This window comes from Nonomuraea sp. NPDC050691, from assembly GCF_040654455.1.
Taxonomy (GTDB): domain Bacteria; phylum Actinomycetota; class Actinomycetes; order Streptosporangiales; family Streptosporangiaceae; genus Nonomuraea.
This window is the reverse complement of record NZ_JBFAIA010000001.1, coordinates 70,049-96,899: the sequence shown is the minus strand read 5'-3', so window position 1 is coordinate 96,899 and position 26,851 is coordinate 70,049. Positions and strand designations below refer to the sequence as shown.

Here is a 26,851-nt window from a genome sequence, read left to right as displayed (position 1 = left end):
AGGGCCGACCCGGGCGACGGCGGGCCCTACTGACGGCGGAGGTAGGCGAGGACGGCCAGCACCCGCCGGTTGCCGTCGGCGGCGGGCGGCAGGTCGAGCTTGGTGAAGATGCCGGCGATGTGCTTGGCCACGGCCGCCTCCGTGACGTACAGCTCGCCGGCGATCGACGCGTTGGAGCGGCCCTCGGCGATCAGCGCCAGCACCTCCCGCTCCCTGGGCGTGAGCCGCAGCAGCGGGTCGCGGGGCCGCCGCAGGAGCTGGCGCACCACCTCGGGATCGACGACCGTGCCGCCCGCCGCGACCCTGTCGAGCGCGTCCGCGAACTCCCGCACGTCGCCGACGCGGTCCTTCAGCAGGTAGCCGACCCCGGCGCCGCCGCCGGAGTCGAGCAGCTCGGCGGCGTACGTCTGCTCGACGTACTGGCTGAGCACGAGCACGGCCGGCGCGGGGCGCGCCCGGCGCAGCTCCAGGGCGGCGCGCACCCCCTCGTCGGAGAAGCCGGGCGGCATGCGCACGTCGGTGACCACGACGTCCGGCCGGTGCTCGGCGACGGCCTCGACGAGCGACGGCGCGTCGCCGACGGCGGCGAGCACGGTGTGGCCGAAGCGTTCGAGGAGCCCGATCAGGCCTTCGCGCAGGAGGACGGCGTCCTCGGCGATCACGACGCGCACGGGATCTCCGCGCGCATCCGGGTCGGGCCGCCGGCCGGGCTCGACAGCGACAGCCTGCCGCCCACGACGGCCAGCCGGTCGGCCAGCCCGGTCAGGCCGGTGCCGCGTTCCGGGTCGGCGCCGCCCCGCCCGTCGTCGTGGATCTCCAGGACCAGCGTGCCGTCCGCCGCGCCGCCGGTGACGCGGGCGGCGCTGGCGCCACTGTGCCGGGCGACGTTGGTGAGGGCCTCCGTCACGACGTAGTAGGCGGTCACCTCGACGGCCGCCGGCAGCCGCTCCTCCAGGGCGAGGTCCACGTCCACCGGGACGGGCGAGCGGCCGGCGACGTCACGCACGGCCGCGGGCAGGCCCCGGTCGGTGAGCACCTGGGAGTGGACGCCCCTGACGAGCGCGCGCAGCTCGGCCAGCGCCTGCTTGGCCTCGTCGTGCGCCCGCTCGACCATCCGGCCCGCGGGGCTGCCCTCCGGCAGGTCCAGCCGCGCCATGCCGAGGGTCATCGTCAGCGCGACCAGCCGCTGCTGGGCGCCGTCGTGCAGGTCGCGCTCGATCCGGCGCCGCTCGGTCTCGAACGCGTCGACGAGCCGGGCGCGCGAGCGCAGCACCTCGGCCAGCTCGGCGGCCTGCGGGGCGAGGATCGCGCGGGTCATGGCGCCCCGGGCGCCCGCCCAGGCGGTGAGCGTGTACGCGGCGACGGGCAGGAGGACCACCCCGACGGCCGAGCCCGCGACGGCGGCGACCGGCTCCACCTCGGGCTGCACGACCGGCGACAGGATCAGCAGGACGGGCCCCGCCGCGCCGAACGCGGCCATCACCAGGTCGATCCACCACAGCACGAGCATCGAGAACCCCCCGAGCGCCACCACCCGGCCCCGCCAGGCGCGCCGCCAATGAGGCGAAGCGGCGTCCCGGCCCGGCCCAGGGGGTGTGGCGGGCAGCGGCACACCGTCCACCAGCCGCAGCCGCCACCGCTCGTACCTCCCGGCCGACGGGGTGAGCAGCGCGGACACCGCCACGCCGGCGACCAGGGCGGCCGGGGAGGATGTCGTCGCCACGATCGCCACGACCGCCAGAACGGGCAGGCCGGGCACGGCCCCGGCCAGCAGGTAGGCCAGGGACCGCCACGGCCAGGCCGACCGCAGGAAGGGGATCGGCCGCTGGGCGAGCGCTTCCAGCGCGGTCCTGACGAGCACTCCGCGACACTATCGGCGGGCGGCGCCAGGGTCAGTAGTGCCAGGTAGACCTTTTCCGCCCGAGTTCGTCGTGCCGGGACGCCGCGGGATCTCCCGGACATCCTCCTCCCGGCCGGGCATGGCAGGATCTTCCGGACACAAGGGACAGGCTCAGGGGGGCGGATGGACAGGATCTTGCGCGTGGACCAGCGGTCGCTGCTGGGCGCCCGCACGGGCGCCGAGGACGTGGAGGACCGGCTGGGGCCGGTCGCGCGGCGGGCGCTCGCCGCGGCCTCCGCGCCGGAGCCGGCGGACCGGGAGCAGCCGGGCGCCGAGTTCGACGCCGAGTACGCGACCTTCGTCCGGCACGCCGAGACCGCCTTCGAGACCACGCTGCGGGAGGTCAGGGAGCACGCCCGCAAGCTGCGCGCGGCCGCCCGCACCCATGCCTCGGCCGCGGGGGTCAACGAGGACATGGCCCGCCGCCTCGCCGACGAGCGGTGAAGGGGGCTGGCCCGGACATGGGATGGGAGCTGCCCGCCCAGCTCAGGCGGATCCACGAGCTGTTCAAGGACGACGCGCCATGGCCCGACCCCGATGAGGACGACCGCCTGCTGCGCGTACGGGCCTGGCTGGACCTGGCCGACGGGCTGAGGACGACGGCCGCCGAGCTCGACGCCGGCCACGGCGAGGTCGTGCGGGCCAACGCGGGACGCGACGTCGAGGCGTACAAGGAGAAGTGGGAGTCCTCGCAGGGAGTGCGGCAGCGCCTGGCGGACGGCGCCAAGGCGGCCGACCTGGCCGCCGTGGGGACGCTGATGACGGTGGTTCTCAGGGTCCTGTGGAAGGCGCTGGTCGTCTGGGCGCTCACCATGCTGCTCGTCGCGTTGGTGAGAACGATCGCGGTCACCCCTGCCGGCGGCTTCTGGCTGACCTTGCGGTTCTACCTCACGCGGCGGCTCTTGCGTTCCATGCTCATCGAGATCAGGGGGAACATCGGGGTGGTCATCTCCCAGACCCTCCGCGACGCCATGAGACTGCTCATGGGGACCATGCCCCTCCCCGCCCTGGTGGTCGGTATTGCGGCGTGGGACGCGAACAAGCGGACCTCGGGAATGGCATCGGACGACGACGCGCGGCGCGAGGTGGAGCGGGTGCTCAACGAGACCCCGATGGGGCGGGCGGCGCTGGCCTGGGCGCGCGAGCACAACGTGACCATCCTCTACCAGCCCCCCGGCGCGGAGGACGACGGCATCCTCGGCGAGTACGACGACGACTACAACGTCATCAGGATCTTCCTGCGGGACGGCGACACCCCGGAGGGTCTCGCGGGCACCCTCATTCACGAGATCAACCACGCCCGGCACCGGGACACCCCCGACCCGACCGAGATGAGCCGCGACTCCTACGTCGAGGCCGCCATCCGCGAGGAGGCCGCGGGCAACGTTCAGGCGTACCGGTTCAACGAGGAGCTGGAACGGGTACGCCGCCAGGATCTCGATCACAGGTATGAGGCCACCTACGATCAGGCCTACTCCTGGGCCGTGAGAGACGCGCGGGCTCAGCGGGATCAAGAAGGCGGTCCGCCGCTGACCGCTGCGGAGGAACGCCGGATCGGCGAGCGGGCCGCCGCGAAGGCGATGTACGACATACTGAGCGACCCGAAGCGCAGCGCGTATCCCCAGAACTACGGGGCCCACTGGGAGCACGAGCGGACCTCAGGGCAGTGGTTGTGGAACCACATCATGGACTGACTACGGTCCGCCCCGCGGCAGACAGGGCGGTCAGGACGGGCGCGGTGTCGTCGAGGGGCGGCAGCACCGGGTCCGGACGGCGGTCGACGGCCTGGAGGGTGAGGGCGCCCGCAGCCAGGACCACCAGACAGACCACCACGATCAGCACGCGCCGGCGCAGCCGGCTGCCCGGGCCGAACGCGAGCCGGAGCCGCCAGCCCAGCCCCGGCGGCTTCAGGCGCACGCCGGCCGTCAGGCGGGCGAAGGCCGCGTCGACGTCCAGCTCGGGCTGGTCCTCAGGCGGGTTCACAAGACAGCGATCCTAAAACACGGCAAACGCCATCAACGAGTTTTTGCGATCACATATTGGTCACGTCATCGGTTATGACCGCACCGGGCCGCGGATTTCGGCCCGTGAATTCGGCGGCGACGCGTTCACGAGGGATGTGCGGCGTGGCGTCCTTTTCCGCCGTGAACGCCGGACATAATGAGGCGATCAACCTGGTCGTGAACGCCCGGACGGGGGAGGATTCCATGCGTTCCGTGGCAGGAATGGCCGTTGCCGCCGTTCTCATGATGTGTCCGGCCGCGGCGCTCGCGCGCCCGCCCGCCGCCACGGCCGCCATCCGCGGGCCCCTGCCCGACGACTGGAAGAAGCGCACGTCCCTGCGGATCCTGCCGCAGTGGCCGCGCCAGAACGACACCGTGCGCGTCTTCGTCCACTGCCCCACGACGGCCGACCACGCGCTCATCGGGTCCACCGCGTTCACGCTGAAGGGCTCGTGGCGGATCTACCGCGAGGTTGGGCTGGGACTGTCCGACCGGGGGCTCGGCCGGCGCGGCGTCGGGATCTCCTACTACGCCTTCCCGGGCCACCACCTGGCGCACCTCAAGTGCGTCAAGGTCACGATCGACGAGCACACGCGCATCAGGAAGGTACGCGTGATCAGCCGCTTCACGGCGCCCCTGGTGGTGCGCCCGTTCCGGCTCAGCCGGTTCTTCTGACCTCGTCGCTGGAGGCCCGGCCGCGGGGGAGGTCACGACCGGCCACGCCATGTCCGGATCCGTCTCGCTCGTGCGGGTCCTCAGGCATCTGGGGGCGAGCCCCGACCAGCTCGCCCGCTCCCGCCGGGCGCACTTCGCGCGGCGGCTGCTCGACGACACCGACCTGACGGTGCTGGACATCGCGTTCGCGTCGGGGTTCGGCAGCCTGCGGCCGGACGGGCTGACCCGCACATTCCGGGGGCCGGAGGCGCTGACCCGGGGCTCGGCTCGCCCAGGGGGCGGTGCGGCTGCGCGCGGCCGAGGTGAGGCGATCGCGGCGCTGGAGGAGCTGGGCGTGCCCCCGCGAAGCGCGGTCTCGTGGACGGCCGGCCGCCGGCACCCGTGGCGGGCCCTCGCCGCCCCCCCATCTCATGGCGTACGGCGACCGCCGGAGAAAGGACACCTTTTCCCTTTCCGCCGAATGAAACCGTTCAAAATTCTCTTATCGGGTACGGAACTCAGGCGCCCTGAATCAACGTTGTCCGGCCTGAATGGTGTCGCCTCACCACAGTGAGGGAATTTGCCACCCACCGCCTTACGCGTCCTCTGCCTCGCCGCCTCCGCGACCCTGGTCGCGTCCTGCTCTTCGGGGGCCGCCACCGAAACGTACGAGACCCAGACGCCCGTCTACCGGGATTACGGCACGCGCACGGACATCGCCGACGAGACAGACGACGAGGAGCCCGGCCAGATCGAGATCTGCGTCGCGAAGGGTGACCGGCGCAGGGTAGCCGACCAGCGCTGCGACGACGCGCTGACCGGCTACGCCTGGTACTACCTGCCGGCGACCGCCAAGATCCCGGCCAACGGCTCGAAGGCGAAGCGCGGCTCGTTCAGAAGGCCGGACACCACCTTGTCCCGGGCGTCCGCGAAGGGCGGCCGCGGCTCCAGGGCCGCGATCGAGGACTACGAGGACCGGGTCGAGATCTGTGTGCGCAGGACGACGCGGGCGCGCGTCTCCGACAGCCGCTGCGACGATGAGGATCGCGGCTACACCTGGTACTACATCCGGATCGGCCGCCGCGTCCCCGCCGTGGGCCGCCTGGCGGAGCGCGGCTCCTTCCGCGCCCCGGACGGCCTGACGTACCGTGCCCGGACGAAGGGCGGGCCGGGAGCCAAGGCCGCGATCGACGACGAGCCGGAGCAGACCGGGCAGGACGACAGCGACTTCGGCAGCACCACGAGTTGCGGCATGACCGTCAACGGCTCGTGCGTCGGGGACTCCGACGACGGGAGTTCCACCTCGACGGGGAGGACATGCGCCTTCGTCGGCAAACGCCGCCGCCCCTGCTGACGTGGTCGGCGCGCAGCAGGGGCGTGGCCGGGCACACTCAGGTGACGGCGGTCGTAGAGGCCGGTGAACCGTTCTTGGGGATCGTCCACACCCAGTAGTCCCTCGGCGGCGCGCCCGATCACCGCCCGGCCCGGAGAAGCAGGTCACCAGGTGAGGTGCAGCGCCTCCGGGGAGCGATGGATCAAGGTGGGGGCCATGGTGACGTCCGCGCGCTCCAGGCGCAGGCCCGGCAGCTCGCGGACGAGGATCTCCAGCGTGATCCGCACCTGCTCCTTGGCGAGCTGCGAGCCCGGGCAGCCGTGCGGGCCGTGGCCGAACGACAGGTGACGCGAGACCGGCCGGGTGATGTCGAAGATGTCGGGGCGGGTGGTGGGGTCGGCGTCGCGGCCGGCCGAGGCGTACGAGACGAACACCACGTCGTCCCGGCGCAGCTTCGTGCCGCCGAACGTCACGTCCTCGGTGACCGTGCGGCGGAAGCCCTGGATCGGCGCGTCGAACCTGACCGCTTCCTCGATGGCGGCCGGGACGAGCTCCGGCCGCTCGCACAGCAGCTCCCACTGGCCGCGGTCGCGCAGCAGGTTGAGCATGACCGTGCCGAGCAGGGCGGTGGCGGTGAGGTGGCCGGCCAGCATCAGGTTCTGGACGTTGGAGACGATCTCCCTGCGCTGGTCGTGCGTGAGCTCGCCGGAGCCGGGGGCGAGGTCGCGGACCATCTCCGTGATGAGGTCGTCCCGGGGCTCGGCCCGGCGCGCGCGGGCGTACCGGTCGAGGAGGTGGTGCAGGGCCACGATCTCCTTGGCGGCCTCGACCTGCTCGTCCTCCGTCAGCGGGGCGAACAGCAGCTCCTCGGCCTGGTGCCCGCCGTGGATCGCGCCAGGGGTGTCGGCCGGGTCCAGGCCCATCAGGTGGCCGATCACCTCCGCGGGCAGCGGCCGGGCGTAGGCGTCCATCCACTCGACCCGTCCGTCGGCGGCGAACCCGCCGACGAGCGCCTCGGCCCGTTCGGTGACGAACGGCAGGGCGGCGGCGACGCGCATCGGGGACAGGCCCCGGGTGAGCGGCCTGCGCAGGCGCCGGTGCGCCTCGCCGTCGGCCGAGAGCACCGCCTGCGCCCCGCCGTACCCTTTGACCAGCTCGGACAGGGCGCTCCTGCCGGGCAGGACGTCCGGCCGCAGCGCGCCCGCCGACGAGAACAGGTCCGGTTTGCTCAGCACCTCGCGGACGTCCTCGCGCCGGCTGACCAGCCAGGCGTCGAGTTCGGGCACGAACGTCAGTCCGCGCGTGCGACGGGCCTCGGCGTACACCGGGTACGGGTCGCGGTAGAACCGGTGCATCCGCTGCAAGCGCTCTAAGGCGTCAGGGGTCACCCGCCCATCGTGGCAGAGGGGGGCGGTATGTCAGAAGAGCGTCAGCGGCTCGGTGTCAGGAGACGGGCCGTCGGAGGGTGACATGGGCTCCGGCAGCGGCTCCAGCCCGGGCAGCAGGGCGCGCACGTCCTCGTGGAAGCGCCTGGCCAGCGGGAGGGCCTCCGCGTTGTCGGGGGTGTGCAGGAACACCGTCGGCGAGCGGCCCTCGCGCAGCCACCCGGCGACCGTGGCGACCCACGGCCGCCAGCCCTCGACCGTGCGGGTGACGTCGTCCCGGCCGAGGTAGCGGACGATCGGGCGGTCGGTGAGGGCGGTGGCGCGGCGGGGCACGCGCGGCTTCTTCGTCCACGCGTCACGCTCGGCGTCGCTGGTGGGCGGGGTGTCGAAGAACGCGGTGGTGTCGAACGGGATCCACTCGGCTCCAGCCCGGCCGAGGACCCGCTCCAGCAGGCCGGTGGCCCGGGCGTCATCGAAGAAGGCGCGGTGGCGCACCTCGACGGCGTACCGGTGGTGCGGGGGCAGCCGGTGGAGGAACGCGGCGAGCGCGCCGACGTCGTTCGGCCCGAACGAGCCCGGAAGCTGGATCCACAGGGTGTGGGCGCGCGGCCCGAGCGGCTCGATCGCGTCCAGGAAAACGCGCAGCTCCTCGTCGGCTCCGGTGAGGCGGCGCTCGTGCGTGATCGGCTTGGGCAGCTTGACCACGAACCGGAAATCGGGGCCGGTCTGCTCCGCCCACGTCTCGACCGTGCTCCTGGCCGGGGTCGCGTAGAACGTGGTGTTGCCCTCGACCGCGTCGCACCAGGTGGCGTAGGCCCTCAGGCGCTCGGACGGGGGAAGGGGGTGCGGGAGGAAGCGTCCCTGCCACGGGGTGTGAGTCCACATGGCGCATCCCACATGAAGCCGCATGACCACGACGCTACACGCCCTACTGGTCCGGACGCGGCCCGCCGTCGGCGCCGACGGCCCGGGCCAGGTCGGCGGGCAGCGGGTACGGGCGCTCCCGGGGCAGCAGGGCCGTGACGTCCCGGCCGGCGCGCAGGGCCCGGTGGACGTCGTGGACCATGCCGGTCACGTCGGTGATCCTCGTGATCCACTCGTCGAGGTAGCGGGTCACGGCCTCGCCGGACAGGCCCACCTGGATCGACCGGTACGGCAGGGCGTTGTGGTGCGGGTCGCGCTCGGGGTCCCACTGGACGCGCACCGGGCTGGCCCGCAGCCGCTCCTTCCACTCGGCCGCGTCGGCCCCGGGTTCGGGATGGCTGAGACAGGCGTGCTGCAGCGCCCACGCGAACCCGGCGCGCGTGATGTCGACGGCCAGGACCCGCGTCTGCCCCGGCTTGGCGGCCCAGCCGCAGCGGTACATCATCCACAGGAACGACGGCTTGATCCAGGTCATCCGCTCGCGCTTGAACGGCGGCACGAAGCGCTGCGCGGCGACGGCCGGCTCCGCGATGGCGGGGTCGTAGGCCTGGTAGACGGTGATGGAGGTGTCGGTGTGGACGGCACGGATCTGCCGGTAGGGGATGTTCATCCTGGTGAGGATGCGGAACCGGCCGCCCCTCACGCAACCGGATTACGGCGGCGGCTGTCACTGTCCCTGGAAGAAGCGGAGCATGCTCTGGGCGCCGTCCGGGGACAGCATGAGCTCCGTGATCCGGGTGGACTCCTGGGCGACGACGGCGGTGCGCTCGAACATCTCCTTCTCGTAGCGCGCGACGGCCGCCGCCGGGTCGCCGGGGTCGGCGGCGAGGGCCAGGGCGAGTTCCAGGGCATCGAGCATGGCCATGTTCACGCCTGCCCCGGCCGGCGGCATCAGGTGGGCGGCGTCGCCGATCAGCGTGACGCCGGGCGCGGCCGGCCAGGTCAGGCCGATGGGCAGCATGGTGATCGGGCGCGGGATGACGGTGTCGTCGCACGCCTGGACCAGCGCGGTCACCTCCGGCGCCCAACCGGCGAACAGCTCCGCCAGGGCGGCCCGGGCGCGTGCCGGGTCGTCGAAGGGGACGCCGCAGGTGGCGAGCCAGTCCTCCGGCGTGCGGAAGCCGAGGTAGACGCGGACGCGGCCGTCGCCGTTGCGCTGGGCGGACAGACACTGGCCCGGGCCGAGGACCCAGTAGTTGCCGCGTCCCACGACGGCCGCCAGCTCGGGGTGAGCGTGGTCCACGTCGGGGATGCCGAGCTCGACGTAGTTGACGCCGGTGTGGAACGGCCGGGCGTCGGTCACGAGCGGGCGTACGCGGGAGGAGGCGCCGTCCGCGCCGACGAGCAGGTCACAGACGGCGGTGCTGCCGTCGGCGAAGTGCAGGGTGTGGCCGCCCTCCGGCAGGGCGGTGGCGTGCTCGAACGCGCGGCCCCACACGACGGCGTCCTCCGGGAGCGAGCCGAGCAGGACGTCGCGCAGGTCGGCGCGGTCCACCTCGGGACGGTCGAGCGGGGCGTCGTCGGGGGTGTCCTCCTGGAGCAGCAGGACGCCGGTGTGGTCGAGCAGCCGCATGTCCTGCCCCTCCCGGCGGGCGATGGCCTGGAAGTCCGCCTCCAGCCCGGCCTCGCGCAGAGCCCGCTGGCCGCCGTCCACGTGCAGGTCCAGCATGCCGCCCTGGCCGCGCGCGGCGCGGGACTGCTCGCGCTCGTAGACGACGGCCTCGATGCCGTTGAGGCGCAGGAGCCGGGCCAGGGTGAGGCCGCCGGGTCCTGCCCCGACGACGGCGATTCTCTTGTTCATGGGTCTCCCCCTCTGATGATACGGCGTATCTGGTCAATACACCGTATCGCGCGATGTGCCGTATTCTAAGCTCGTACGAACGGGAGCGTGCAAGGGAGGCCGCGATGACGGCGCGACGAGAGGCCGGCGAGGGCGAGCCCACCCTGGTCTGGGAGCGGCCCGAGCCGCCGAGCCGGCCCACTCCGAGCCCGCTGAGCAGGGACAGGATCGTGCGGGCCGCGATCGAGCTCGCCGACGCCGACGGGCTGGAGGCGGTGTCGCTGCGCAAGGTCGCCGCCGCGCTCGACGCCGGCCCGATGCGGCTGTACGGCTACCTGTCCACCAAGGAAGAGCTGCTGGACCTCATGGCCGACGCCGTGTACGGCGAGATCCCGCCGCCGGCGCGCACCGGCGACGACTGGCGCGGCACCCTGCGCTCCCTCGCCCACGGCACCAGGGCGGCCGCGCTGCGGCACGAGTGGTTCGCCGACCTGCTGAGCGGCCGCCCCCACCTCGGCCCCCACGCGCTGGCCCACATGGAGGCGTCACTGGCCGCGCTGGACGGCGCGCCGGGATTCGACCACATCGACACGATCATGCACGCCGTCGAGACGGTGAACGTCTACCTGATCGGGGCGATCCAGCGGCAGATCGCCGAACTGCGCGCCGAGCGGGCCACCGGCATGGACGAACGGCAGTGGCAGATGGCCTCCGCCCCGTACCTCAACCGGATGCTGGCCACGGGCCGCTACCCGATGCTCGCCAGGTTCATGCACGACGCCAGCCACGCCGACGCGGAGAGCGCGTTCGAGGCGGGCCTGCAATGCGTCCTCGACGGCATCGCCGCCCGCCTCCCCCACCCGTGATCTCCTGACACGTTCCGGAACGCCATCCGGGCTGTCTCAGGCTTCGCCCGCGAGCTCGGTCGTGGCCTGGCGTTGCACCTCGGCCGACCTGGTCAGGAAGTCGAGGATCAGGGCGAGCTGCTCGTCGGTGTAGTCCTCGTAGAGCCCGGACAGACCGCGCACGAGCCCCTCGAAGAGGTCACCGAATCCGGCGACGCCCGCGTGGTCGATCTCCACGATGACCTTGCGGCGGTCGACCGTGTCACGGACCCGCCTGGCGAGGCCCTTGCGTTCCAGCCGGTCGATGAGCCCGCTCACGGACGCCGGGGTCAGCCCCGAGTGCTCGGAGATCTGGCCCGCGGTCAGCGGCCCGAGGCGTTGGAGCAGGTCCAGCGTCTTCTCCTCGGTCATCCCCAGCCCCATCCTGGCGCTCACGGTGCTGTGGAACATCACCGCGGCGTTGCTGTGCTCACGCCCCGCCTCGGCGAGGGCGGCGAGCAACTCCTTCCTTGACGGCATCGGATCAGCCCCATATATTTCGTTCGGTCGAACTAAATAACTCCTCAAGGAGCGTATCACGTGAGGGCATTGATCATCGGTGGCGGCATCGGCGGACCCGCCACGGCCATGGCCCTGCTGAAGGCCGGGATCGAGCCGGTCGTCCACGAGGCGTACGACGCGCCCGCCGACTTCACCGGCAGCTTCCTCAACACCGCCTCCAACGGGCTCGACGCGCTGCGTGCCGTCGACGTGGACATCGCCGCCCGCGCCGACGGTTTCCCCATCCCCCACATGGAGCTGTGGAGCGGCACCGGCAAGAAGCTCGGCGAGGTCGAGAACGGCGTGCGGCCGGCCGACGGCACCGTCAGCGTGTGCGTCAAGCGCGGCCTGCTGCAGAAGGTCCTGCGCGAGGAGGCGATGTCGCGCGGGATCGCCTTCCACTACGGCAAGCGCCTGGAGTCGTACCACGCGGACCCGCGCGGCGGTGTGGTCGCCACCTTCGCCGACGGCACCACGGCCACCGGCGACCTGCTGATCGGCGCGGACGGCATACATTCCCGCACCCGGCACATCCTCAACCCGGACGCCCCCGCCCCCACCTACACCGGCCTCGTCGGCGTCGGCGGATACAGCCGCCACCCGGGCCTGAAGCCGACCACCGGCACGCAGCACCTGATCTTCGGCAGGAAGGCGTTCTTCGGGTACCTGGTCCGCGAGTCGGGCGAGATCTACTGGTTCGCCAACCTCGACCGGCCCGTCGAGCCCACCCGCGCCGAGCTGGCCGCCACCGACTGGAAGCGCCACCTGGCCGAGCTGTTCGCCGGCGACCAGCCGTTCATCCGCGAGATCATCGCCGGCTCCACCGGGCCGATCGGCTCGTACGTGGTGCACGACATCCCGACCAGTCCGGTGTGGCACCGCGGCCCCGCCGTCCTGATCGGCGACGCCGCCCACGCCACCTCGCCCAGCGCCGGGCAGGGGGCGTCCATGGCGTTCGAGGACGCGATCGTGCTCGCCAAGTGCCTGCGCGACCGGCCGGACGTGCCCGCCGCGTTCGCCGCGTACGAGCGGGAGCGCAGAGAGCGCGTGGAGAAGGTGGTGGCCTACTCGCGCTCGCTGAGCGACTCGAAGAAGGCTCCGGGCCCGGTCGGCCGCTTCTTCCGCGACCTGATGATGCCGATCTTCCTCAAGAGGTCCGCCAGCGCCGAGGCGCACGCCTGGATGTACCGCCACCGCATCACGTGGGACTCCCCGGTGGCCGCCTGAACGCACCCGCGGTACGCGATCATGTGACCCATGTCGCTCCCCCAAGACCCGCCCGCCCCGCATCGGCGGGAAAGTCCAGGCGGCGGGCTCGTCCCCGTCATCGCAGCGGCGGCGGCGTGGATCCCTGCGCCCACCGGATACCGGCGATCACCGTGCCGACGAGGGCCGTGAACCCGCCCGACAACACGGCCAGCAGCCCGATGACCAGTTCCTCGTCCGGATCTCCGATCCCGGGGGAGCCGCTCTCGCCCCAGCTCATCATGGACCATCCCTGCGTCATGACGACCAGCCCGAAAAGGATCGTGACGGCCGCCAGGACGTACCCGGGTGGGCGCGTCCACGTCCGGGTGGCGACGAGCACGACGCCGGCCACCACCCCGACCGGGACGGCGATGATCTGCCCAAGCTCCAGGCCGATCAGGAAGTCGAGCCGCACGGACGCAGAACCGTCACCGCGCCCAGGACTCTGGAACGCGAGCGGCAGGAGGCCGCCACAGAGCAGGCTGATCGCCAGAAGCCGGAGTAACGCCACACCTACCATGATCGCGGATTCGGCCCGCGCTCACTTGCGGCAGGTGCGGAGCATGTTGAGCAGGGCCACCCGCTCCCTGCGGGTGACGAAGAGCCGGTAACGGTGTTTCACGGTGATCCACGAGGTGGCGTAGCGGCACCAGTAGGCGCGGCGCGGCGGACGCCAGCTCTGCGGCCCCTGGCCGCCCTTGGCGATGTTGGCGGAGTGGCTGACCGTGATCAGCTCGGGCCGGACGAGGTCGTTGGCGAACGCCCGTCGCCGCGCCTGGCTCCACTTGCGGGCCCCGGAGCGCCAGGCGTACGCCAGCGGCACGACGTGGTCGACGTCCACCTGCTTCTCGCTCTTGAGCCATTTGCCGTCGTACGGGCTGTACCAGAGCCCTTTGACCGGGTGACAGGCCGCGTTCTTGCGCACGCGCCGCCCGTCGCGGGCCAGCACCACCTCCCGAACGTCGCACTTGCCCTTGTGGTGCGCCCACCTGGGCTGGAAGCGCCGGTGACTGTAGCCACGCAGTGATAAGGGCCGGGCGACCTTGAGCTGGACCAGCATGCGCCGGGCCAGCGCCCCGGCCCCGGCCTCGACCTGTGATCGCTTGTGCGGGGTGGCTCCGGCCGGAGGAGCCGTGATGACAGCGGCGATGGGCAGGGCCACGAGGGTGAGTACGGCGACTTGGACCGCCCGCCTCAAGAAGATCATGACTCCACCTCTACCAGGAAGTCAGGAGTGGTGGCAGCGACACTCGGCGCACGAAAGGGTGAGGCAAGGGTCGCCCGCCGTCGCCACATCCGGGATGCCAACCGCCCCGGAGCAGCCGCGTCACAGCTCCGCCAGCCACCCGGCGATCGCCGTGACGTCGGCCTCCACGAGGCCGCGGCGAGGGTCGACACGACGCAGCAAGGCCGGTCCGTGGTGGTGCGCCGACACCCATGCGCGGTCGGCGCCGGTGATCTCGTCGTCGACCCAGACGAACGGACGTCCAGCCGCCCAGCCGACCAGGCCGCGGGTCTTCCAGTGCAGCGGCCCCTCCTCGTCCTCCGAGTCCGGCCAGTCCACCACCGGTAACTCGGGCAGGCCGAGCAGCGGGCAGATGGCGTCGTTCGCTTCGGCCATCCACGTCGTCGCCCACACCAGGTCGCACGGCAGCGCCGCCAACCGCGCCCCGTGCCGGGGGTCGATCCGGGCCAGGAGGGGGTTCGCCCCGGCCGGCAGGGGCGGCGGCGTGACCGGGTGGGCCGAGGACTCACCGGGAGGCGGCTGGGGCGTCCCGAACGGGATGAGCGTTCCGTCCACGTCGAGAAACAGCAGCGGGCGTGGGCGTCTCATGGGCACATGTCCACGTGATCCTGTCGTGGAGAATCGGTCGTCAACAAAAGCCGGAAAATTTCCTTCAGAAAAGATTGATGAAGAGAACTTTCGACGATACCTTCACGATCGACCCGTCGTTCCCCGTAGGCGGTGAGATGTCGAGACGTTCCCTGACAGCGGCCCTCCCTTCTCGTCGATTCGATCATCAGATCACCATGTCCATCGACGTAGTTCCGTCGCCAGAGGGCTCATCGGCATCAAGGAACTGGGCGCCGTATCCCCCCGCACTCACCTGTTCAGAGAGGTGAACATGCCCGCACCCAGCCGGCTGACCTGGCTCAAATCCCTCACACTAGCGATCCCCACCCTCCTGATGACCCTCGCGGCGGCGACGCTCGCCCAACCCGCGTCGGCGCAGAGCAGCAGCGTCCTCGCCGTGACCCACAAGAGCCCGTTCAACTGCGGAAAGACCTTCCACGCCAACAACTGGACGGGCGGTCACAACCCAGAGGGCTCCATCGACTGGCAGAACTACGGAAGCGACGACATCAACGGCGAGACCGTGCGCGCCACCGCCGCCGGCACCGCGTACTTCTACGACGCGGGCAGCACGAGCTACGGCAAGTGGGTGGAGATCCGTCACAGCGACGGCTCCAGGACCCGCTACGCCCACATGTCCAGCATGGTGAGGTCGGCCGGCAGCAGCCTGTCCGTCAGCCAGGGCACCGCGATCGGAACCGTCGGCTCGACGGGCAACTCCGGCGCGCCGCACCTGCACTACGAGCAGCGGACCTCCGGCGGCGCGGTGGACACCAGCCCGACCGTGGAGGGCACGACCGTGTACCTGGGCCAGAAGAAGGCCATCACCAGCAGCAACGCCTGCGGCGGCGGCAACCCGAACACCCCTGAGGAGGTCTGCGGCAGCGGCTACTCGGTCATCGACTCGTACGCTCTGACCGGCGGTCGCACCTACCTGCTCTACAACTCCGGCAACGGCTACAACTGCGTCGTCACGCTGAAGACGACGAACATCGGCTCGCCGTCGTCCGTGTCGGCCTTCCTGGAGCCGGAGGGCGAGAGCAGGACGACCGACTCGGGCAGCTTCGACTACTACGCGGGACCCGTGAAACGCAACGCCGCCGGACAGTGCGTCAAGTGGGGCGGCTCGGTCGGCAGCAGCTCGTACACCAGCCCCTTCGAGCACTGCGGCTGAGCCCGCGACTGATGTGATCCCGGTCTGATCGCCTGTATCGGCCGTACGGAACGTCGAAGGCCACCATCCGGCTCCCCTGGGTGGTGGCCTTCGACGTCGTACCGGCATGCACCGCCTCGGCGCGGCGTGAAAGCATTTCCGCCGAACGGGAAAGAACGGGCGTGATAGGCCACAACACGCGCAACAGGCCAGGGCGCGGCTTAGGGATGCCTCCTGACCTCTTCGACGCGCATTTCGCCGAGATCCACCGCTACATCGCGCGGCGGCTGTCCGAGGACGTGGCCGACGACCTGGCCGCCGAGGTCTTCGTGGCGGCCCTGCAGAGCGCCTACGACCCGGCGATCGGCGCGGTCCGGCCCTGGCTGTACGGCATCGCCACCCACCTCATCGCGCGGCACCGGCGTGCCGAGATCAGGCGGTGGAAGGCGATCAGCCGGACGGCCGAGCGCGACAGCGGCGGCCACGAGGACGAGGTGCTCGACCGGGTGACGGCGGCACGCTTCACCGGCCCGCTCGCGGGGGCGCTGGCCGGGCTGAAGCGGCGCGACCGGGATGTGGTGCTGCTCATCGCGCTGGGCGGGCTCAGCCACGCCGAGGTGGGCGAGGCCCTCGGCATCCCTCCCGGCACCGTCGGCTCCCGGCTGAACCGGGCACGCAAGCAGCTGCGCCGGGCACTCGGCGACGCCAACCCGCTGAAGGAGGACTCCGATGGATGAGCTGGACCTGCTCGACCGCGCCCTGCCCGACGCGCGGCCCCCGTCGCCCGAGGTCATCGCCCGGGCGCGGGCCCGCCTGGCGGGTCCGGCTCCGCACCGGGCGAGGCCGCGCGCCCGCGCCTGGACCTGGACGGTGACGGCGGCCGCGGCGACGGCGGCGATCGTGACGCTGGTGGTCTCGCTGGTCGCGAACCTGGCTCCGGCCCCTCAGGTGGCGGTCGCGCCGAAGCCGAACCAGGCGCTGTACGACCTGGCCGACCGGATCGAGAAGCTGCCCGCGCCGAGCGGCGCCTACTGGCGGCACGTGACGATCTATGGCGCCTATGGACGGGCCGACGGCTTCACCTACCGGGCGACCACCCGCCTGGAGGTCTGGCAGTCGCGCGATCCCGCCGATCCGAGGCTCATGATGACGTGGTACGGGCCCGCCGCCCGCCCGGCGACGCCGGCGGACGAGCGCGCCTGGCGGGCCGTCGGGAGCCCGCGCCGGATCAAGCCGTGCGGGAAGGGCGAGCGCTGCGGGTACGTGACGTTCACCGACCAGCCGCAGCAGTGCGCCTACAGCTGGGACCCCACCGGGGGAGGCACCCTCGGCAATCACTCGGTCGGCACCATCACCATGGCCGAGCTGGCCACGTTCCCCACCGACCAGAACGCCTTGAGTGACAAGCTCCGCACGTACCACCAGATCTGGTACAGGAACGGCTTCAAGCAGTCCTTCGAGGAGTTCCTGCCCACCGCCGCGAGCCTCCTCTCCGAGCCGCTCCGCCCGGACCAGCGCGCCGCGCTCATCCGCCTCCTGGCCGGGCTGCGGAGCACCAAGGTCGCGGGCACCGTGACGGACCCCCTCGGCAGGCCGGCCCTCTCCGTCGACCTCGGCGTGTCCGCTGGGACGTACTCCTTCCCCGGCGAGCCGCGCACGGAAGTGCCGGTCGAGCAGAGGACGCTCCTCGATCCCGGTACGGGCGCGACACTCGGCACGGTCATTCACGCGGGCCGCACGGCCGCCTGGGCCACCAAGGGCGACCTGGTTGCCTACAACGCCACGGCTCCGGAGTCGGGATGGACCACGCAGCGTCCGGCCCCGCCGAAGGGCTGCGCAAAGAGGAAATGAGGTGTTTGAGCCTGGAGTGACCATCGATGATGCCGAATGAGCCGGTTCGGCTTGACTAGGGATCTTAGATGCACAAGATTGTTCGCGTCTTTCCGACCGTTCCCAGGGAAACCCCATGAATCGAGCCATCGTCGGTGCCGTCGCGATCGTAGGCGCGGTGCAGCTCATCGCCGTGCCCGCACAGGCGGAATCAAAGATCGACCCGGTCAAGGCGCTCAGGGCCGAACTGGCCCGAGGCAAGGCCGTCAACGTCCAGGCCACGGCGAAGATGACGTTCACGCGCGACCTGGTCACCACCTCCGACCTGGAGGGCACGATCGGGTTCGACCAGCGTGGGGCGGCGGCGTCGGACGTGGCGCAGACCGTGCGCTACAGCAAGGATCTGCTCCGCAGCATGACGAAGCTGGACCGCGAGGAGACCGAGGCCCTCCAGGAGGGGCCGGTCCAGATGATCTCTTCGCGGAACGCCAGCTACGTCGCCGGTCCCGTGGTCGACCAGGCGTTGCTGCCGCAGAACGCGCACTGGGTGCGGTACCGGAACACGGAGCTGCCGCCGAGCAACCTGCTCCTCGAGGTCCTGGAGCCGGACACGCTCAAGACGCTCCTGGCCAAGCGCACGCCGACGCGGGACGGCGTGGTCAAGGGGTCCATCAGGACGAGCCGCCTGGCGGCGGTGTCGCCCGCCTTCGCCTCGCGCTTCGGATCGCACTCCAAGAAGGGCCGCGACGGGAAGGTCTCCTACACCCTCTGGCTCGGCCCGACCGGCCTGGTCGAGCGGGTGTCGGCCAAGGCCGTCATTCCTTTCTACGACCGCTCCGTCCGGGTCGAGTCGAGCACGCGTTACTGGGACTGGGGGCGCGAGGCCACCGTCCTCCTGCCCCTGGAGGGCGACGTGATCGACCAGGGGCAGGTCAAGGACGCCGTGCCGGAGGACGTTCCGGGGATCTGGAACTAGCCCGCACCTCCCTGCGGAGGAGCGCGAACTGCACCATCAGAGCGGTCGCGCGCGGCAGCGGGGCGTGGACGTGGGACGGCATCGACCGCATGCGCCACGTCCAAGGCTCACTTGCCGGTGCCCGCCACGAGGCCGGAGTAGGAGGCGAGCACCTTGGCCTGGCCCGGTTCGGTCTTCTTCGGCGGGATGTGGGCCGCCACCTGGTACAGGTCCTTGATCGTCATGTACGTGTAGTACTTGCCGCGCAGGATGCCGCTGTCCTTCTGGAAGACGTAGTTGCGCTCCGGGCCCTGTCGCACGTCGTAGCGTATGGTGCGCTCGATCGTGGTGAAGGTCAGCGCTCCGCCGTCGTCGGTGCGCAGCGTGTACGACGGGTAGCGGGTGGCCGGGCGGGCGGTTGCCGTGATGCGCGCGTACTGGTCCATCTTGGTGCGCGTCGTCGCGGCCTGCGTGGTGATCCTGTCGGCGGCGAACAGGCTCTTGTCGGCGGCCGTGCCCTTGCCGGTCATGTGGGAGGCGTACTTCTTCGCGAAGTCGGCGGGTGACATCAGCAGACCGGCCGAGTCCGTGGGTGCGACCTCGGTGGCGAGACCCGAGGCGTCCACGGCGATCGCGGGCAGGTCCCCGGTGGTGGTGCCGTCGAAGGTGTCGGGCGAGTACATCTGCCGCCAGCCGTCGCCCTGCCGGGCGAAGAGCAGGTACGTCGGCTCCTTCGCGGTCGTCGTCTTGCCCTGCCAGTGCGTCGTGGCCAGGAACCAGGGCGTCTGTCCGGCGGCCGGCACGTGGAACGTGGGCTTCGTGTACGCGAACGGCTGGTACGTGATGGTCTTGTGCAGGATGCGGCTCGACCTGTAGGACGCCTTGTCGATCGCGAAGCTGGAGCCGCCTTCGTAGCCCGCCAGAAGCTTGTCGCTGCGGGCCCTGTTGGCGGCGTTGTTGCGCTTGACGTAGTCCGCGAGGAGGGAGGTGGCCTCCTGGTCCGAGACGACGCGGGCGGGTGACGGCGCGCTGCTCTTGCCGGGTGTGGCCGTTGTGCTCGCCGGGGGATTCGCCGTCCCGCCCATGCCGGGCAGGGCGGAGCACCCCGCGAGCAGACATCCTGCCATCACGCTGCCGATCGTCCAGCCGTACCGTCGCACTTTCCGTACCTCTAACCACTACGGGACTAAAGTGCATAAACGTAGCAGCAGTGATGATGTCGGGCAGACGGTCGGAGCCGCTACCTGATCCCGTTCTCTGCGGAAACCGGCGCGTGCAGGAAGTCGAGCAGGTTGAGCGGGGCGGGTGGCGGGAGGGGCCCGGCCTGTTCGGCGCGGAAGGCGCCGAGCAGGTAGGCGACGAGCCGCCGGGACGCGGCCTGAGCCGTTTCGGTGGATCCGGCGATGACGCCGCAGTTGGCCATGAGCAGGAGAACGAGGTCGTCCGGCGCGAAGTCGGCGCGCAGTTGCCCGGCCGCCTTGGCGCGTCGCGTCAGTTCGGCGAAGCCCTGGATGGCGCGGTCGCGTTCCTGCTCGATGTCGACCGCGTCGGGGAACGCCGCGACGAAGGCCGCGCTGAAGCCACGGTCGACGGCCTGCATCGCGCACACCCTTTCGATGGCCGCGCAGAAACCGCGCCACGGGTCCGGATCGGCCAGCGCGTCGTCGACGACCGACACGCACGCCGCGAACTGGCCGGCGAACACCTCGGTGACCAGCGCTTCCTTGGTGGGGAAACGGCGATAGAGCGTGGCGACCCCCACCCGGGCGTGCCGGGCGATCACGGCCATCGGCACGTCGAGCCCGCGGCCGGCGAACAGTTCGCGGGCGACCTCGACGATGCGGTCGCGATTGTGCCGCGCGTCGGCGCGCAACCCCTCGTCACGGTCGTCACCTACAAGGGACGCCGCTCAGGACGCACGTTCAGCACCCCCAAACGCGACGAAGCGGGCCGCGTCACCGTGACCGTCGATCTGGCCGGCTGACCACGACCCCGCTCCGTTGAGAGTTGCGAGCCCGCTGCCTGCTCAGGGGATGAGACCTCAGCCTCCCTTGACCGGGAGCCGGAGGGGGCGATGGATCAGCCCGTCGCTGGTCCAGCGAAGCGTCGACAGGTCCTCCTGGGCGCGGAGGTCGGGAAGCCGCCTCACCAGGGCGCGGAAGGCTTCCTGCAACTCCATCCTGGCGAGGTTCGCCCCCAGGCAGTAATGCGGGCCGTGACCGAACGCCAGGTGCGGGTTGGCCGCCTTCCCGGCGTACCTGTGGATGTCGAAGCGCAGCGCGTCGTCGAACGCCGACGGGTCGTGGTTCGCGCCCGAGGGGTTGGGCAGGACGACGGAGCCCTTCGGGATCACGCCGCTCGGCAGCTCGACGTCCTCGGTGATCACCCTGAGCAGGCCGTTCCCCCCGGGCCCCTCGCAGCGCAGGATCTCCTCCACCGCCGGTTCCAGGAGCTCGGGCCGGGCCGCCAGCTCCGCGTACTGCTCAGGGTGGCACAGAAGCCGGAACGCACCCCGGATGATGATCGACGCGGTCGTCTCGTGACCGGCCATGATCAGCGTGAAGACCATGTGGGTCAGCTCCGCCTCACTCAGCCTGTCCCCCTCGTCGCGCGCCGCGATGAGCAGGTCGATGAGATCGTCGCCCGGCCTGACCCGGTGCTCCGCGATCAGCTCGCCCGCGTACTCCATGAACGCGGCGAATCCCGCTCCCCGGGCCTCGGCGCTCGCCTCGGAGGTGGACAGGAACATCTCCGTCCAGCCACGGAACTGCTCGAACCGGTCCATCGGGACGCCGAGCATCTCGCAGATCACCCGCGCGGGCAGCGGCAGGGCGAAATCGGCGACCACGTCGAACTCCTGGCCGGCCGCGTCGATCAGCTCGTCGGCGATCGCCGCCGCGCGGGGCCGCCAGCGCTCGATGTGCCGGGGAGTGAAGGTGCCCTGCATGATGCGGCGGTAGCGGGTGTGCTCGGGCGGGTCCTGGTTGATCAGCGCCGAGGGGTCGTCCTCGAGGGAGGTGCCGCTGACCATGCGGGGAAGGCCGGGCGTCCGCAGGTTGCGGCTGCTGGCCGGCGAGGTGAGAACCGCGCGGACGTCGTCGTACCTCACGATCATGGGCACCTGGTCCCCGCTCGGCATGACGGTCGGCTCCAACGGAGCCTCGGCGAGCCTGCGGACCAGTTCGGGAGAGGGGGTGCCGAGCGGACCGGGCGGAAGGTCGGGCCAGGGTGAAGTGGTGCTGGACCGTGCTGTCATGATCGCCTCCTGGCGATGCCGGGCCAACGAGTCCCCTGGAACGTACGGAACAGTACGTAGCCGGTCAATGACTCAGTGGCCACACATCCCTGAGGCTCCTGTGGGCGCGCGTCTGTTCGGCAGACTCGGCCTAGGAGACGGGATGTGCCGCGGCGCGGGAGGCGGCGGCCATCAGGTGGTCGATGAGCGCCAGCAGGACGTCGCGGCCCGCCTTCCGATCGCGGGCGTCACACAGCACCAGCGGCACCTGCGGGTCGAGATCGAGCGCCTTGCGGATCTCCTCCTGCGTCCGGTCCTTGACGCCGTGGAAACAGTTGACGCCGACCACGAAGGGGACGCCGCGGCTCTCGAAGAAGTCGATCGACGCGAAGCTCACGTCCAGCCGGCGGGTGTCCACGAGGACGATCGCGCCCATCGCCCCGTTGACGAGGTCGTTCCACATGAACCAGAAGCGTTCCTGCCCGGGGGTGCCGAACAGGTAGAGCACGAGGTCGCTGTTGATCGTGATACGCCCGAAGTCCAGCGCGACCGTGGTGGTGGTCTTGCCGCTCACCCCTTCGAGGTCGTCCACGCCGATGCTGGCGTGGGTCAGGTACTCCTCGGTACGGAGCGGGGCGACTTCGCTCACCGCGCCGACCAGGGTCGTCTTCCCCACGCCGAAACCACCGGCGATAAGGATCTTCACTGCCAGGGGAGCGTGAACCCCGTGGTCAGAGGTTGCGAAGCCCATCCCTCACCGCCTCAAGGATTGACATTCCAGGTAATCCGCCCGCCTGCGCGAAGGCCAGCGGCGGCCGGGATCGCACCTGACCGGACTCGATCAGATCGCCAATGAGGATCTTGGTCACTGACACCGGGAGGTGCAGCGCCGAGGCGACCTCGGCCACCGCCAGGGGCCGCTTGCACAGAGCGAGGATGGTCCGGTGCTCCGGCTGCATCCTTCGCAGGCCCGCCCCGTTGTCCGAGGACTCCTCGGAGATCGCCGTCACCAGGGTGATCAGCGTAAGGTCGTCCCGCTCCGGGGTGGTTCGTCCGCCGGTGATCGTATAGGGACGGACAAGGGGCTCGTCGGCGTGGTCTTCGTCGAAGCCCTCCGTCCAGTGCCTCATCCGCGTCTCCCCGCGTCGTCGGCCGGCGGGGTACGCGCGTCGGTTCCCAGCTTCTGGCCGACCTGCTGGATGAGGGTGTGCATCGCGACGCTCATCAATTCGGCGTCGACCTCCTGGGAGGCCACCACGGCCAGGTGGGTGCCGCGGCCCGCGGCCGTGATGAACAGCCACAGCTCGGCCATCTCGATGATGACCTGGTGAACCGGTCCGCCGCTGAACAGCTGCCCGACACCGCGCGCCAGGCTCTGCTGGCCGGTGGCGATCGCGGCGAGGCGTTCGGCGTCCGAGCGTTCGATGGTCCGGGAGCGGCTGATCACCAGGCCGTCGTCGGACAGCACGATGGCGTGCCGGGTGCCCGCGACCTGATCGACCAGGCCGTCCAGGAGCCAGTCCAGGTCTGTGTCGGTGGCGGTGGTTCGCTGCGTCATCATCGATCTTCCGTCGTAGGCGAAGGGGGCTCGGGGGATCCGTTCGGCCGGGGCTGGAGGGTGTCGTCACCGGTCCGGCGCCTGCGGGACTGCCTCTGGAAGGCGCCGATCGTGGCGCCGGATCGGCTGGGCTGGTCGCGTACGGCCCAGGTCTCCTGGTCGGTACGGTCGTCCCGGTCCGCCGGGACCTTGAGCTCGGTGACCAGGTTGGCCTGGCGCACCCGCTGGGGCAGCGGCCGGCGGTCGGGCAGCGGCGGCCCGTCGCCACGGTCCGGTGATCCGGTGGCGGATGCCGTGACGTGTGCCATCGCGCGCCCCCGGGAGCGAGTCGGCAACTGGGTGTCGTCGCGGGGCGTCTCTTGGGGCTTCTCGTGGGGCGGCTGAGAACCGGCCGTACCTTCCTGCGGGTACGGGTGCGGGTGCGGGCCGGTGGGGTCCTGGGGGGCCTCAGCGGGGCGCGCGGCCGGGCCCGGTACCGCGCGGGGCCGGTCCACCACCAGCGAGTCCGGGAGCAGCACGATGACACGGGTGCCGCCGAAGGCCGACTGCCGCAGTTCCACCTGGAGGCCCAGGCTCGCGGAGAGCCGGGCGACCACGTACAGGCCGAGACGCACGTCGTCGGCGTGAGTCATCACGTCGAGCTGCGGCGGCGACTCCATCAGAGCGTTGGCGGCGGCGTACTGCTCGGGTTCCATGCCCAGGCCGCGGTCCTCGATCTCCACGGCGATGCCGCGGCTGACGAGTGCGGCCCGCACCTCGACGGGGGTCGGCGGCCTGGAGAAGGCGGTGGCGTTCTCCATGAGCTCCGCCAGGACGTGGACCAGCACTCCCACCGCGCGCTCGGTCACCCAGGGTTCGCCTTCGACGTCGATCGAGATCCGCCGGTAGTCCTGGACCTCGCCCTGCGCGGCGCGCAGGACGTCGAGCAGGCGTACGGGCTTGCGCCAGCGACGCTGCGGCTGGCCGCCGCCGAGGATCACCAGGTTCTCCTCGTAGCGGCGCAGGCGGGCGGTGAGGTGGTCCAGGTCGAACAGGCCCTCCAGCACCTCGGGGTCCTCGTGCCTGCGTTCCAGCTCGTCCAGCTTCTTCAGCTGAAGACCGATGAGGATCTGGGTACGGCGGGCGATGCGCTGGAGCATGCGCTGGAAGCCACGGTGCTGTTCGGCCTGGCGCACGGCGGTGGAGACAGCGCGGCGGCTGGCCATGTTGAGGGCCTGCCCGAGCTCGCCGAGCTCGTCGGGAGTGGGGTCGACCATGTGTACTTCTGCCTCCACGTCGACGTCCTCGCCGCGCTCCAGCCGGGCGACCACGTCGGGCAGCCGTTCCTGGAGTTCCAGGGCCTCCTGCCGTAGCTGGAGGATCCGCCGCCGGAGAATGGCGGTGAGGCGCCAGCTCGTGACGATCACCAGGACCAGGGCGAGCAGTCCCACGCCGGTGATGCTGACGAAGATCACGAAGAGCTGTTTGGCGTGACTGTAGCCGATCTTGGCCACGTTTTCGAGCCGGAGGCTGAGGAGCTCCACCAGTTGCGGGGTGATCGTGTTCACCGACGAGCGCCACGCGGGGGCGACCTGGCGGAGCTTCACCTGGTTGTCGTCGGCGCCGGTCCCGGAGGCGACCAGCCGCTGCTCCGTGTCGGTCATGGTCTTCCACGCCTTGCTGGTCGTCAGCGCCCTGTACCGGCTCTCGTTGCCGAAGAGGCTGGGGACCACCCGGGACTCCATGAGGTGCTTCCGGGTGCCGACGGCGTCGGTGACGAGCTTGTACTCGTCCCTCGTCAGACGCCCCGTCTCCCAGCCGCGGGCCAGGACGGCGTCCTCGCGGCCGATCGTGTCGACGACCCAGAAGAGGTCGACCAGCGTCTGCGCCCGGCTGCTCACCTGGCCCTCGTCGGTACGGCTGAGGGCGGTCAGCACGCCGAGGTCCGACTCGATGACGCCGTTGTAGTAGTCGAACGCGTTCTGGGCGCTGGACCAGCCGGCGTCCACCGCCCGGCGCTGCTGCTCCAGGAGGCCGAGGCCGCGGTCGGTCAGGGCGATGGCGTCCGTGGTGCCCTCGGGCGCCCTGGAGGTGTCCATGGCGGCCAGCGGGCGGAAGGCGGCCACGGCCTTGTCGGTCTCCGCCCGCTGCTTGGCGAGCTTGTCGCTGGACGCCTCTCCAGGCTTGGCCTGAGTCTCGGCGGTGAGCCGTCGCTCCAGGTCCAGGTTGAAGAACAGGTTGGCCGCGGGCCTGCCGACGGAGATGGCGGCCAGCTCCAGCTGGGCCGTCTCGGCCCGCCACTGGCTGAAGAGCTGGAACATGCCCGAACCCAGCAGCGGCGCGAAGGTCACGGTCGGCACGACCACGACGATGATCAGCACGGTGCGCAGGCGCAGCCGGCGGCGGCTGGTCAGCCGCCGCGACCCGGCTTCTGCGGACCCCGGTAAGCCGTTCCCCTCGGTTCCCGTTCGTCGTCGCCCGACCCTGCCCAAGCCAGCCACGTGCAGGACACTCTCCTCAACCGGTCGGTGCGTTCATGACGAAAATCGCCAAAGTAGGCGATTGGTGCCTGATAGTAGCTACACCACAGATGACTCGAAAGCCCCACCTTCCCCAGCACTGCCGTAAGACACCCCCCGTTACGCTTCGACGATGATGGATGTGATGTTCCCTCCCAAGCTGAACGCGGGCGACGTCATACGGATCGTGGCGCCGGCCAGGTCCCGCGCGATGGTCATGGAGCACGATCACACCGGCATCATCGCGTCCCGGTTCGCCGAGCTCGGCCTGAGGCTCTCCTACGGCAGCCATGTCGACGAGCGGGACGCGCTGGACTCCTCCAGCGTCGCCTCACGGGTCGCCGATCTGCACGACGCCTTCGCGGACCCGTCGGTCGCGGCGATCCTGACGGTCATCGGCGGCTACAACTCCAACGAACTCCTGCCGTTCCTGGACTGGGAGCTGATCCGCGCCAACCCGAAGATCCTGTGCGGGTACTCCGACATCACCGCCCTGCAGAACGCCATCCTCGCCCGGACCGGGCTGGTCACCTACTCCGGTCCGCACTGGTCGACGTTCGGGATGCGGGATCACTTCGAGCAGACCCTGCGCTGGTTCACCGCGGTCATGTTCGACACCGCTCCGGTCACCCTGTCCCCGGCGCCGCACTGGAGCGACGACCTCTGGTTCATGGACCAGGACAAGCGCCACCTGATCCCCAACGACGGATGGTGGCCGCTGCGCCCCGGCACCGCCGAGGGACGGATCGTCGGCGGCAATCTCTGCACGCTGAACCTGCTGCAGGGAACCCCGTACATGCCGTCCCTCGACGGCGCGCTACTGATCGTCGAGGACGACCTGGAGTCGCACCCGGAGACTTTCGCCCGCGACCTGACCTCGCTGCTGCAACTCCCCGACGCCCCGAACATCCGGGGGCTGGCGATCGGCCGCTTCCAGGAAGCCAGCCGCATGTCCCGCCCGCTGCTGGAACAGATCATCGGCAACCAGCCACTGCCGGCCGGCGTTCCCGTCGTGGCCAACATCGACGTCGGCCACACCGACCCCTTGGCCACCTTCCCGATCGGCGGCCAGGGCCTGCTCACCATCACCGGCTCCGCGGCAAGCCTCACCCTGCTACGCCACTGACCAGCCGACGGCTTGCGTGGCGGAACAGC

At 71.0% G+C, this 26,851-nt stretch carries 30 protein-coding genes; 12 read left to right on the top strand and 18 right to left on the bottom strand.

Annotated features, from left to right (window positions below; genetic code table 11):
* Positions 1-26 precede the first annotated feature (26 nt).
* Entirely contained in the window at positions 27-671 is a 645-nt protein-coding gene (locus AB0H81_RS00515; protein WP_358367129.1) for a response regulator transcription factor, read from the bottom strand.
* Positions 659-1,861 (bottom strand): histidine kinase, encoded by a 1,203-nt coding sequence (locus AB0H81_RS00510; RefSeq protein ID WP_358367126.1) that lies wholly within the window; start codon positions 1,859-1,861, stop codon positions 659-661. The genes AB0H81_RS00515 and AB0H81_RS00510 overlap by 13 nt, the downstream gene beginning before the upstream one ends.
* 162 nt (positions 1,862-2,023) lie before the next feature.
* On the opposite strand from AB0H81_RS00510, the gene AB0H81_RS00505 reads away from it, so the two are divergent.
* Both AB0H81_RS00505 and AB0H81_RS00500 read left to right on the top strand, forming a co-directional pair.
* On the top strand, positions 2,024-2,344 hold the full coding sequence (locus AB0H81_RS00505; RefSeq protein ID WP_358367125.1) for a hypothetical protein: 321 nt from the start codon (positions 2,024-2,026) through the stop codon (positions 2,342-2,344).
* 17 nt (positions 2,345-2,361) lie between these two features.
* On the top strand, positions 2,362-3,594 hold the full coding sequence (locus AB0H81_RS00500; protein ID WP_358367122.1) for a hypothetical protein: 1,233 nt from the start codon (positions 2,362-2,364) through the stop codon (positions 3,592-3,594).
* On the opposite strand, the gene AB0H81_RS00495 is transcribed toward AB0H81_RS00500, so the two are convergent.
* Positions 3,584-3,883, bottom strand: a complete 300-nt coding sequence (locus AB0H81_RS00495) for a hypothetical protein (protein ID WP_358367120.1) — start codon at positions 3,881-3,883, stop codon at positions 3,584-3,586. The genes AB0H81_RS00500 and AB0H81_RS00495 overlap by 11 nt on opposite strands.
* A 224-nt stretch (positions 3,884-4,107) precedes the next feature.
* On the opposite strand from AB0H81_RS00495, the gene AB0H81_RS00490 reads away from it, so the two are divergent.
* Genes AB0H81_RS00490 through AB0H81_RS00480 form a run of 3 tightly spaced genes read left to right on the top strand, consistent with a single transcriptional unit; the run spans position 4,108 to position 5,911 of the window.
* A complete protein-coding gene (locus AB0H81_RS00490) occupies positions 4,108-4,578 on the top strand; it encodes a hypothetical protein (protein WP_358367117.1) in 471 nt (156 codons plus the stop codon).
* A 49-nt stretch (positions 4,579-4,627) separates the two neighbouring features.
* Positions 4,628-5,131: a helix-turn-helix domain-containing protein gene (locus tag AB0H81_RS00485; protein ID WP_358367115.1), complete on the top strand. Its 504-nt coding sequence runs from the start codon at positions 4,628-4,630 to the stop codon at positions 5,129-5,131.
* A gap of 6 nt (positions 5,132-5,137) precedes the next feature.
* Entirely contained in the window at positions 5,138-5,911 is a 774-nt protein-coding gene (locus AB0H81_RS00480; RefSeq protein ID WP_358367112.1) for a hypothetical protein, read from the top strand.
* A 143-nt stretch (positions 5,912-6,054) separates the two neighbouring features.
* On the opposite strand, the gene AB0H81_RS00475 is transcribed toward AB0H81_RS00480, so the two are convergent.
* From AB0H81_RS00475 to AB0H81_RS00460, 4 genes are read right to left on the bottom strand one after another with little or no spacing between them, the layout of a single operon-like run.
* The gene (locus tag AB0H81_RS00475) at positions 6,055-7,278 is read right to left on the bottom strand and encodes a cytochrome P450 (RefSeq protein ID WP_358367109.1); all 1,224 of its coding nucleotides are present in this window, start codon (positions 7,276-7,278) and stop codon (positions 6,055-6,057) included.
* A gap of 30 nt (positions 7,279-7,308) precedes the next feature.
* A complete protein-coding gene (locus AB0H81_RS00470; RefSeq protein WP_358367106.1) occupies positions 7,309-8,160 on the bottom strand; it encodes a DUF72 domain-containing protein in 852 nt (283 codons plus the stop codon).
* A gap of 43 nt (positions 8,161-8,203) precedes the next feature.
* Positions 8,204-8,809 carry a DUF4291 domain-containing protein gene (locus tag AB0H81_RS00465; protein ID WP_358367103.1) on the bottom strand — a complete coding sequence of 202 codons (606 nt, stop codon included), beginning with the start codon at positions 8,807-8,809 and terminating at the stop codon, positions 8,204-8,206.
* A gap of 57 nt (positions 8,810-8,866) precedes the next feature.
* Positions 8,867-10,000, bottom strand: a complete 1,134-nt coding sequence (locus tag AB0H81_RS00460; RefSeq protein ID WP_358367100.1) for an NAD(P)/FAD-dependent oxidoreductase — start codon at positions 9,998-10,000, stop codon at positions 8,867-8,869.
* A gap of 104 nt (positions 10,001-10,104) precedes the next feature.
* On the opposite strand from AB0H81_RS00460, the gene AB0H81_RS00455 reads away from it, so the two are divergent.
* The gene (locus AB0H81_RS00455; RefSeq protein WP_358367097.1) at positions 10,105-10,845 is read left to right on the top strand and encodes a TetR/AcrR family transcriptional regulator; all 741 of its coding nucleotides are present in this window, start codon (positions 10,105-10,107) and stop codon (positions 10,843-10,845) included.
* A gap of 36 nt (positions 10,846-10,881) precedes the next feature.
* On the opposite strand, the gene AB0H81_RS00450 is transcribed toward AB0H81_RS00455, so the two are convergent.
* A complete protein-coding gene (locus tag AB0H81_RS00450; RefSeq protein WP_358367094.1) occupies positions 10,882-11,343 on the bottom strand; it encodes a MarR family transcriptional regulator in 462 nt (153 codons plus the stop codon).
* Between the two features lie 60 nt (positions 11,344-11,403).
* Between AB0H81_RS00450 and AB0H81_RS00445 the strand changes: the two genes are divergently transcribed.
* Positions 11,404-12,591 carry an FAD-dependent monooxygenase gene (locus AB0H81_RS00445; RefSeq protein ID WP_358367091.1) on the top strand — a complete coding sequence of 396 codons (1,188 nt, stop codon included), beginning with the start codon at positions 11,404-11,406 and terminating at the stop codon, positions 12,589-12,591.
* Between the two features lie 97 nt (positions 12,592-12,688).
* Here the strand turns inward: AB0H81_RS00445 and AB0H81_RS00440 are convergent, their stop codons facing one another.
* The 3 genes from AB0H81_RS00440 to AB0H81_RS00430 all read right to left on the bottom strand — a co-directional run bounded on the left by AB0H81_RS00440 (position 12,689) and on the right by AB0H81_RS00430 (position 14,446).
* The gene (locus AB0H81_RS00440; protein WP_358367089.1) at positions 12,689-13,123 is read right to left on the bottom strand and encodes a hypothetical protein; all 435 of its coding nucleotides are present in this window, start codon (positions 13,121-13,123) and stop codon (positions 12,689-12,691) included.
* A gap of 30 nt (positions 13,124-13,153) precedes the next feature.
* The gene (locus AB0H81_RS00435) at positions 13,154-13,819 is read right to left on the bottom strand and encodes an HNH endonuclease family protein (RefSeq protein ID WP_358367086.1); all 666 of its coding nucleotides are present in this window, start codon (positions 13,817-13,819) and stop codon (positions 13,154-13,156) included.
* 120 nt (positions 13,820-13,939) lie between these two features.
* Complete coding sequence (locus tag AB0H81_RS00430; protein WP_358367083.1) at positions 13,940-14,446, bottom strand: HAD domain-containing protein; 507 nt, start codon at positions 14,444-14,446, stop codon at positions 13,940-13,942.
* A gap of 292 nt (positions 14,447-14,738) precedes the next feature.
* On the opposite strand from AB0H81_RS00430, the gene AB0H81_RS00425 reads away from it, so the two are divergent.
* The 4 genes from AB0H81_RS00425 (at position 14,739) to AB0H81_RS00410 (ending at position 18,426) form a co-directional block, all read left to right on the top strand.
* Positions 14,739-15,641: a M23 family metallopeptidase gene (locus tag AB0H81_RS00425; protein ID WP_358367081.1), complete on the top strand. Its 903-nt coding sequence runs from the start codon at positions 14,739-14,741 to the stop codon at positions 15,639-15,641.
* 206 nt (positions 15,642-15,847) lie between these two features.
* Complete coding sequence (locus tag AB0H81_RS00420) at positions 15,848-16,357, top strand: RNA polymerase sigma factor (RefSeq protein WP_358367078.1); 510 nt, start codon at positions 15,848-15,850, stop codon at positions 16,355-16,357.
* Entirely contained in the window at positions 16,350-17,471 is a 1,122-nt protein-coding gene (locus AB0H81_RS00415) for a CU044_5270 family protein (protein WP_358367075.1), read from the top strand. The genes AB0H81_RS00420 and AB0H81_RS00415 overlap by 8 nt, the downstream gene beginning before the upstream one ends.
* A 115-nt stretch (positions 17,472-17,586) precedes the next feature.
* Positions 17,587-18,426 (top strand): hypothetical protein, encoded by an 840-nt coding sequence (locus AB0H81_RS00410; RefSeq protein WP_358367072.1) that lies wholly within the window; start codon positions 17,587-17,589, stop codon positions 18,424-18,426.
* Between the two features lie 107 nt (positions 18,427-18,533).
* Here the strand turns inward: AB0H81_RS00410 and AB0H81_RS00405 are convergent, their stop codons facing one another.
* The 7 genes from AB0H81_RS00405 to AB0H81_RS00375 all read right to left on the bottom strand — a co-directional run bounded on the left by AB0H81_RS00405 (position 18,534) and on the right by AB0H81_RS00375 (position 25,558).
* Positions 18,534-19,535 (bottom strand): hypothetical protein, encoded by a 1,002-nt coding sequence (locus tag AB0H81_RS00405; protein ID WP_358367069.1) that lies wholly within the window; start codon positions 19,533-19,535, stop codon positions 18,534-18,536.
* Between the two features lie 110 nt (positions 19,536-19,645).
* Entirely contained in the window at positions 19,646-20,278 is a 633-nt protein-coding gene (locus tag AB0H81_RS00400) for a helix-turn-helix domain-containing protein (protein WP_358367067.1), read from the bottom strand.
* Between the two features lie 168 nt (positions 20,279-20,446).
* Positions 20,447-21,661, bottom strand: a complete 1,215-nt coding sequence (locus tag AB0H81_RS00395) for a cytochrome P450 (RefSeq protein ID WP_358367064.1) — start codon at positions 21,659-21,661, stop codon at positions 20,447-20,449.
* 130 nt (positions 21,662-21,791) lie between these two features.
* Positions 21,792-22,391: an ATP/GTP-binding protein gene (locus AB0H81_RS00390; protein ID WP_358367061.1), complete on the bottom strand. Its 600-nt coding sequence runs from the start codon at positions 22,389-22,391 to the stop codon at positions 21,792-21,794.
* Positions 22,372-22,770: a DUF742 domain-containing protein gene (locus AB0H81_RS00385; RefSeq protein ID WP_358367058.1), complete on the bottom strand. Its 399-nt coding sequence runs from the start codon at positions 22,768-22,770 to the stop codon at positions 22,372-22,374. Before AB0H81_RS00385 ends, AB0H81_RS00390 begins: the two co-directional genes overlap by 20 nt.
* Positions 22,767-23,198, bottom strand: coding sequence for a roadblock/LC7 domain-containing protein (locus tag AB0H81_RS00380; protein ID WP_358367344.1), 432 nt, complete (start codon positions 23,196-23,198; stop codon positions 22,767-22,769). Before AB0H81_RS00380 ends, AB0H81_RS00385 begins: the two co-directional genes overlap by 4 nt.
* Positions 23,198-25,558: a nitrate- and nitrite sensing domain-containing protein gene (locus AB0H81_RS00375; RefSeq protein ID WP_358367055.1), complete on the bottom strand. Its 2,361-nt coding sequence runs from the start codon at positions 25,556-25,558 to the stop codon at positions 23,198-23,200. The genes AB0H81_RS00380 and AB0H81_RS00375 overlap by 1 nt, the downstream gene beginning before the upstream one ends.
* 271 nt (positions 25,559-25,829) lie before the next feature.
* Between AB0H81_RS00375 and AB0H81_RS00370 the strand changes: the two genes are divergently transcribed.
* Positions 25,830-26,822: an LD-carboxypeptidase gene (locus AB0H81_RS00370; protein ID WP_358367052.1), complete on the top strand. Its 993-nt coding sequence runs from the start codon at positions 25,830-25,832 to the stop codon at positions 26,820-26,822.
* The last annotated feature ends 29 nt before the right edge of the window (positions 26,823-26,851 follow it).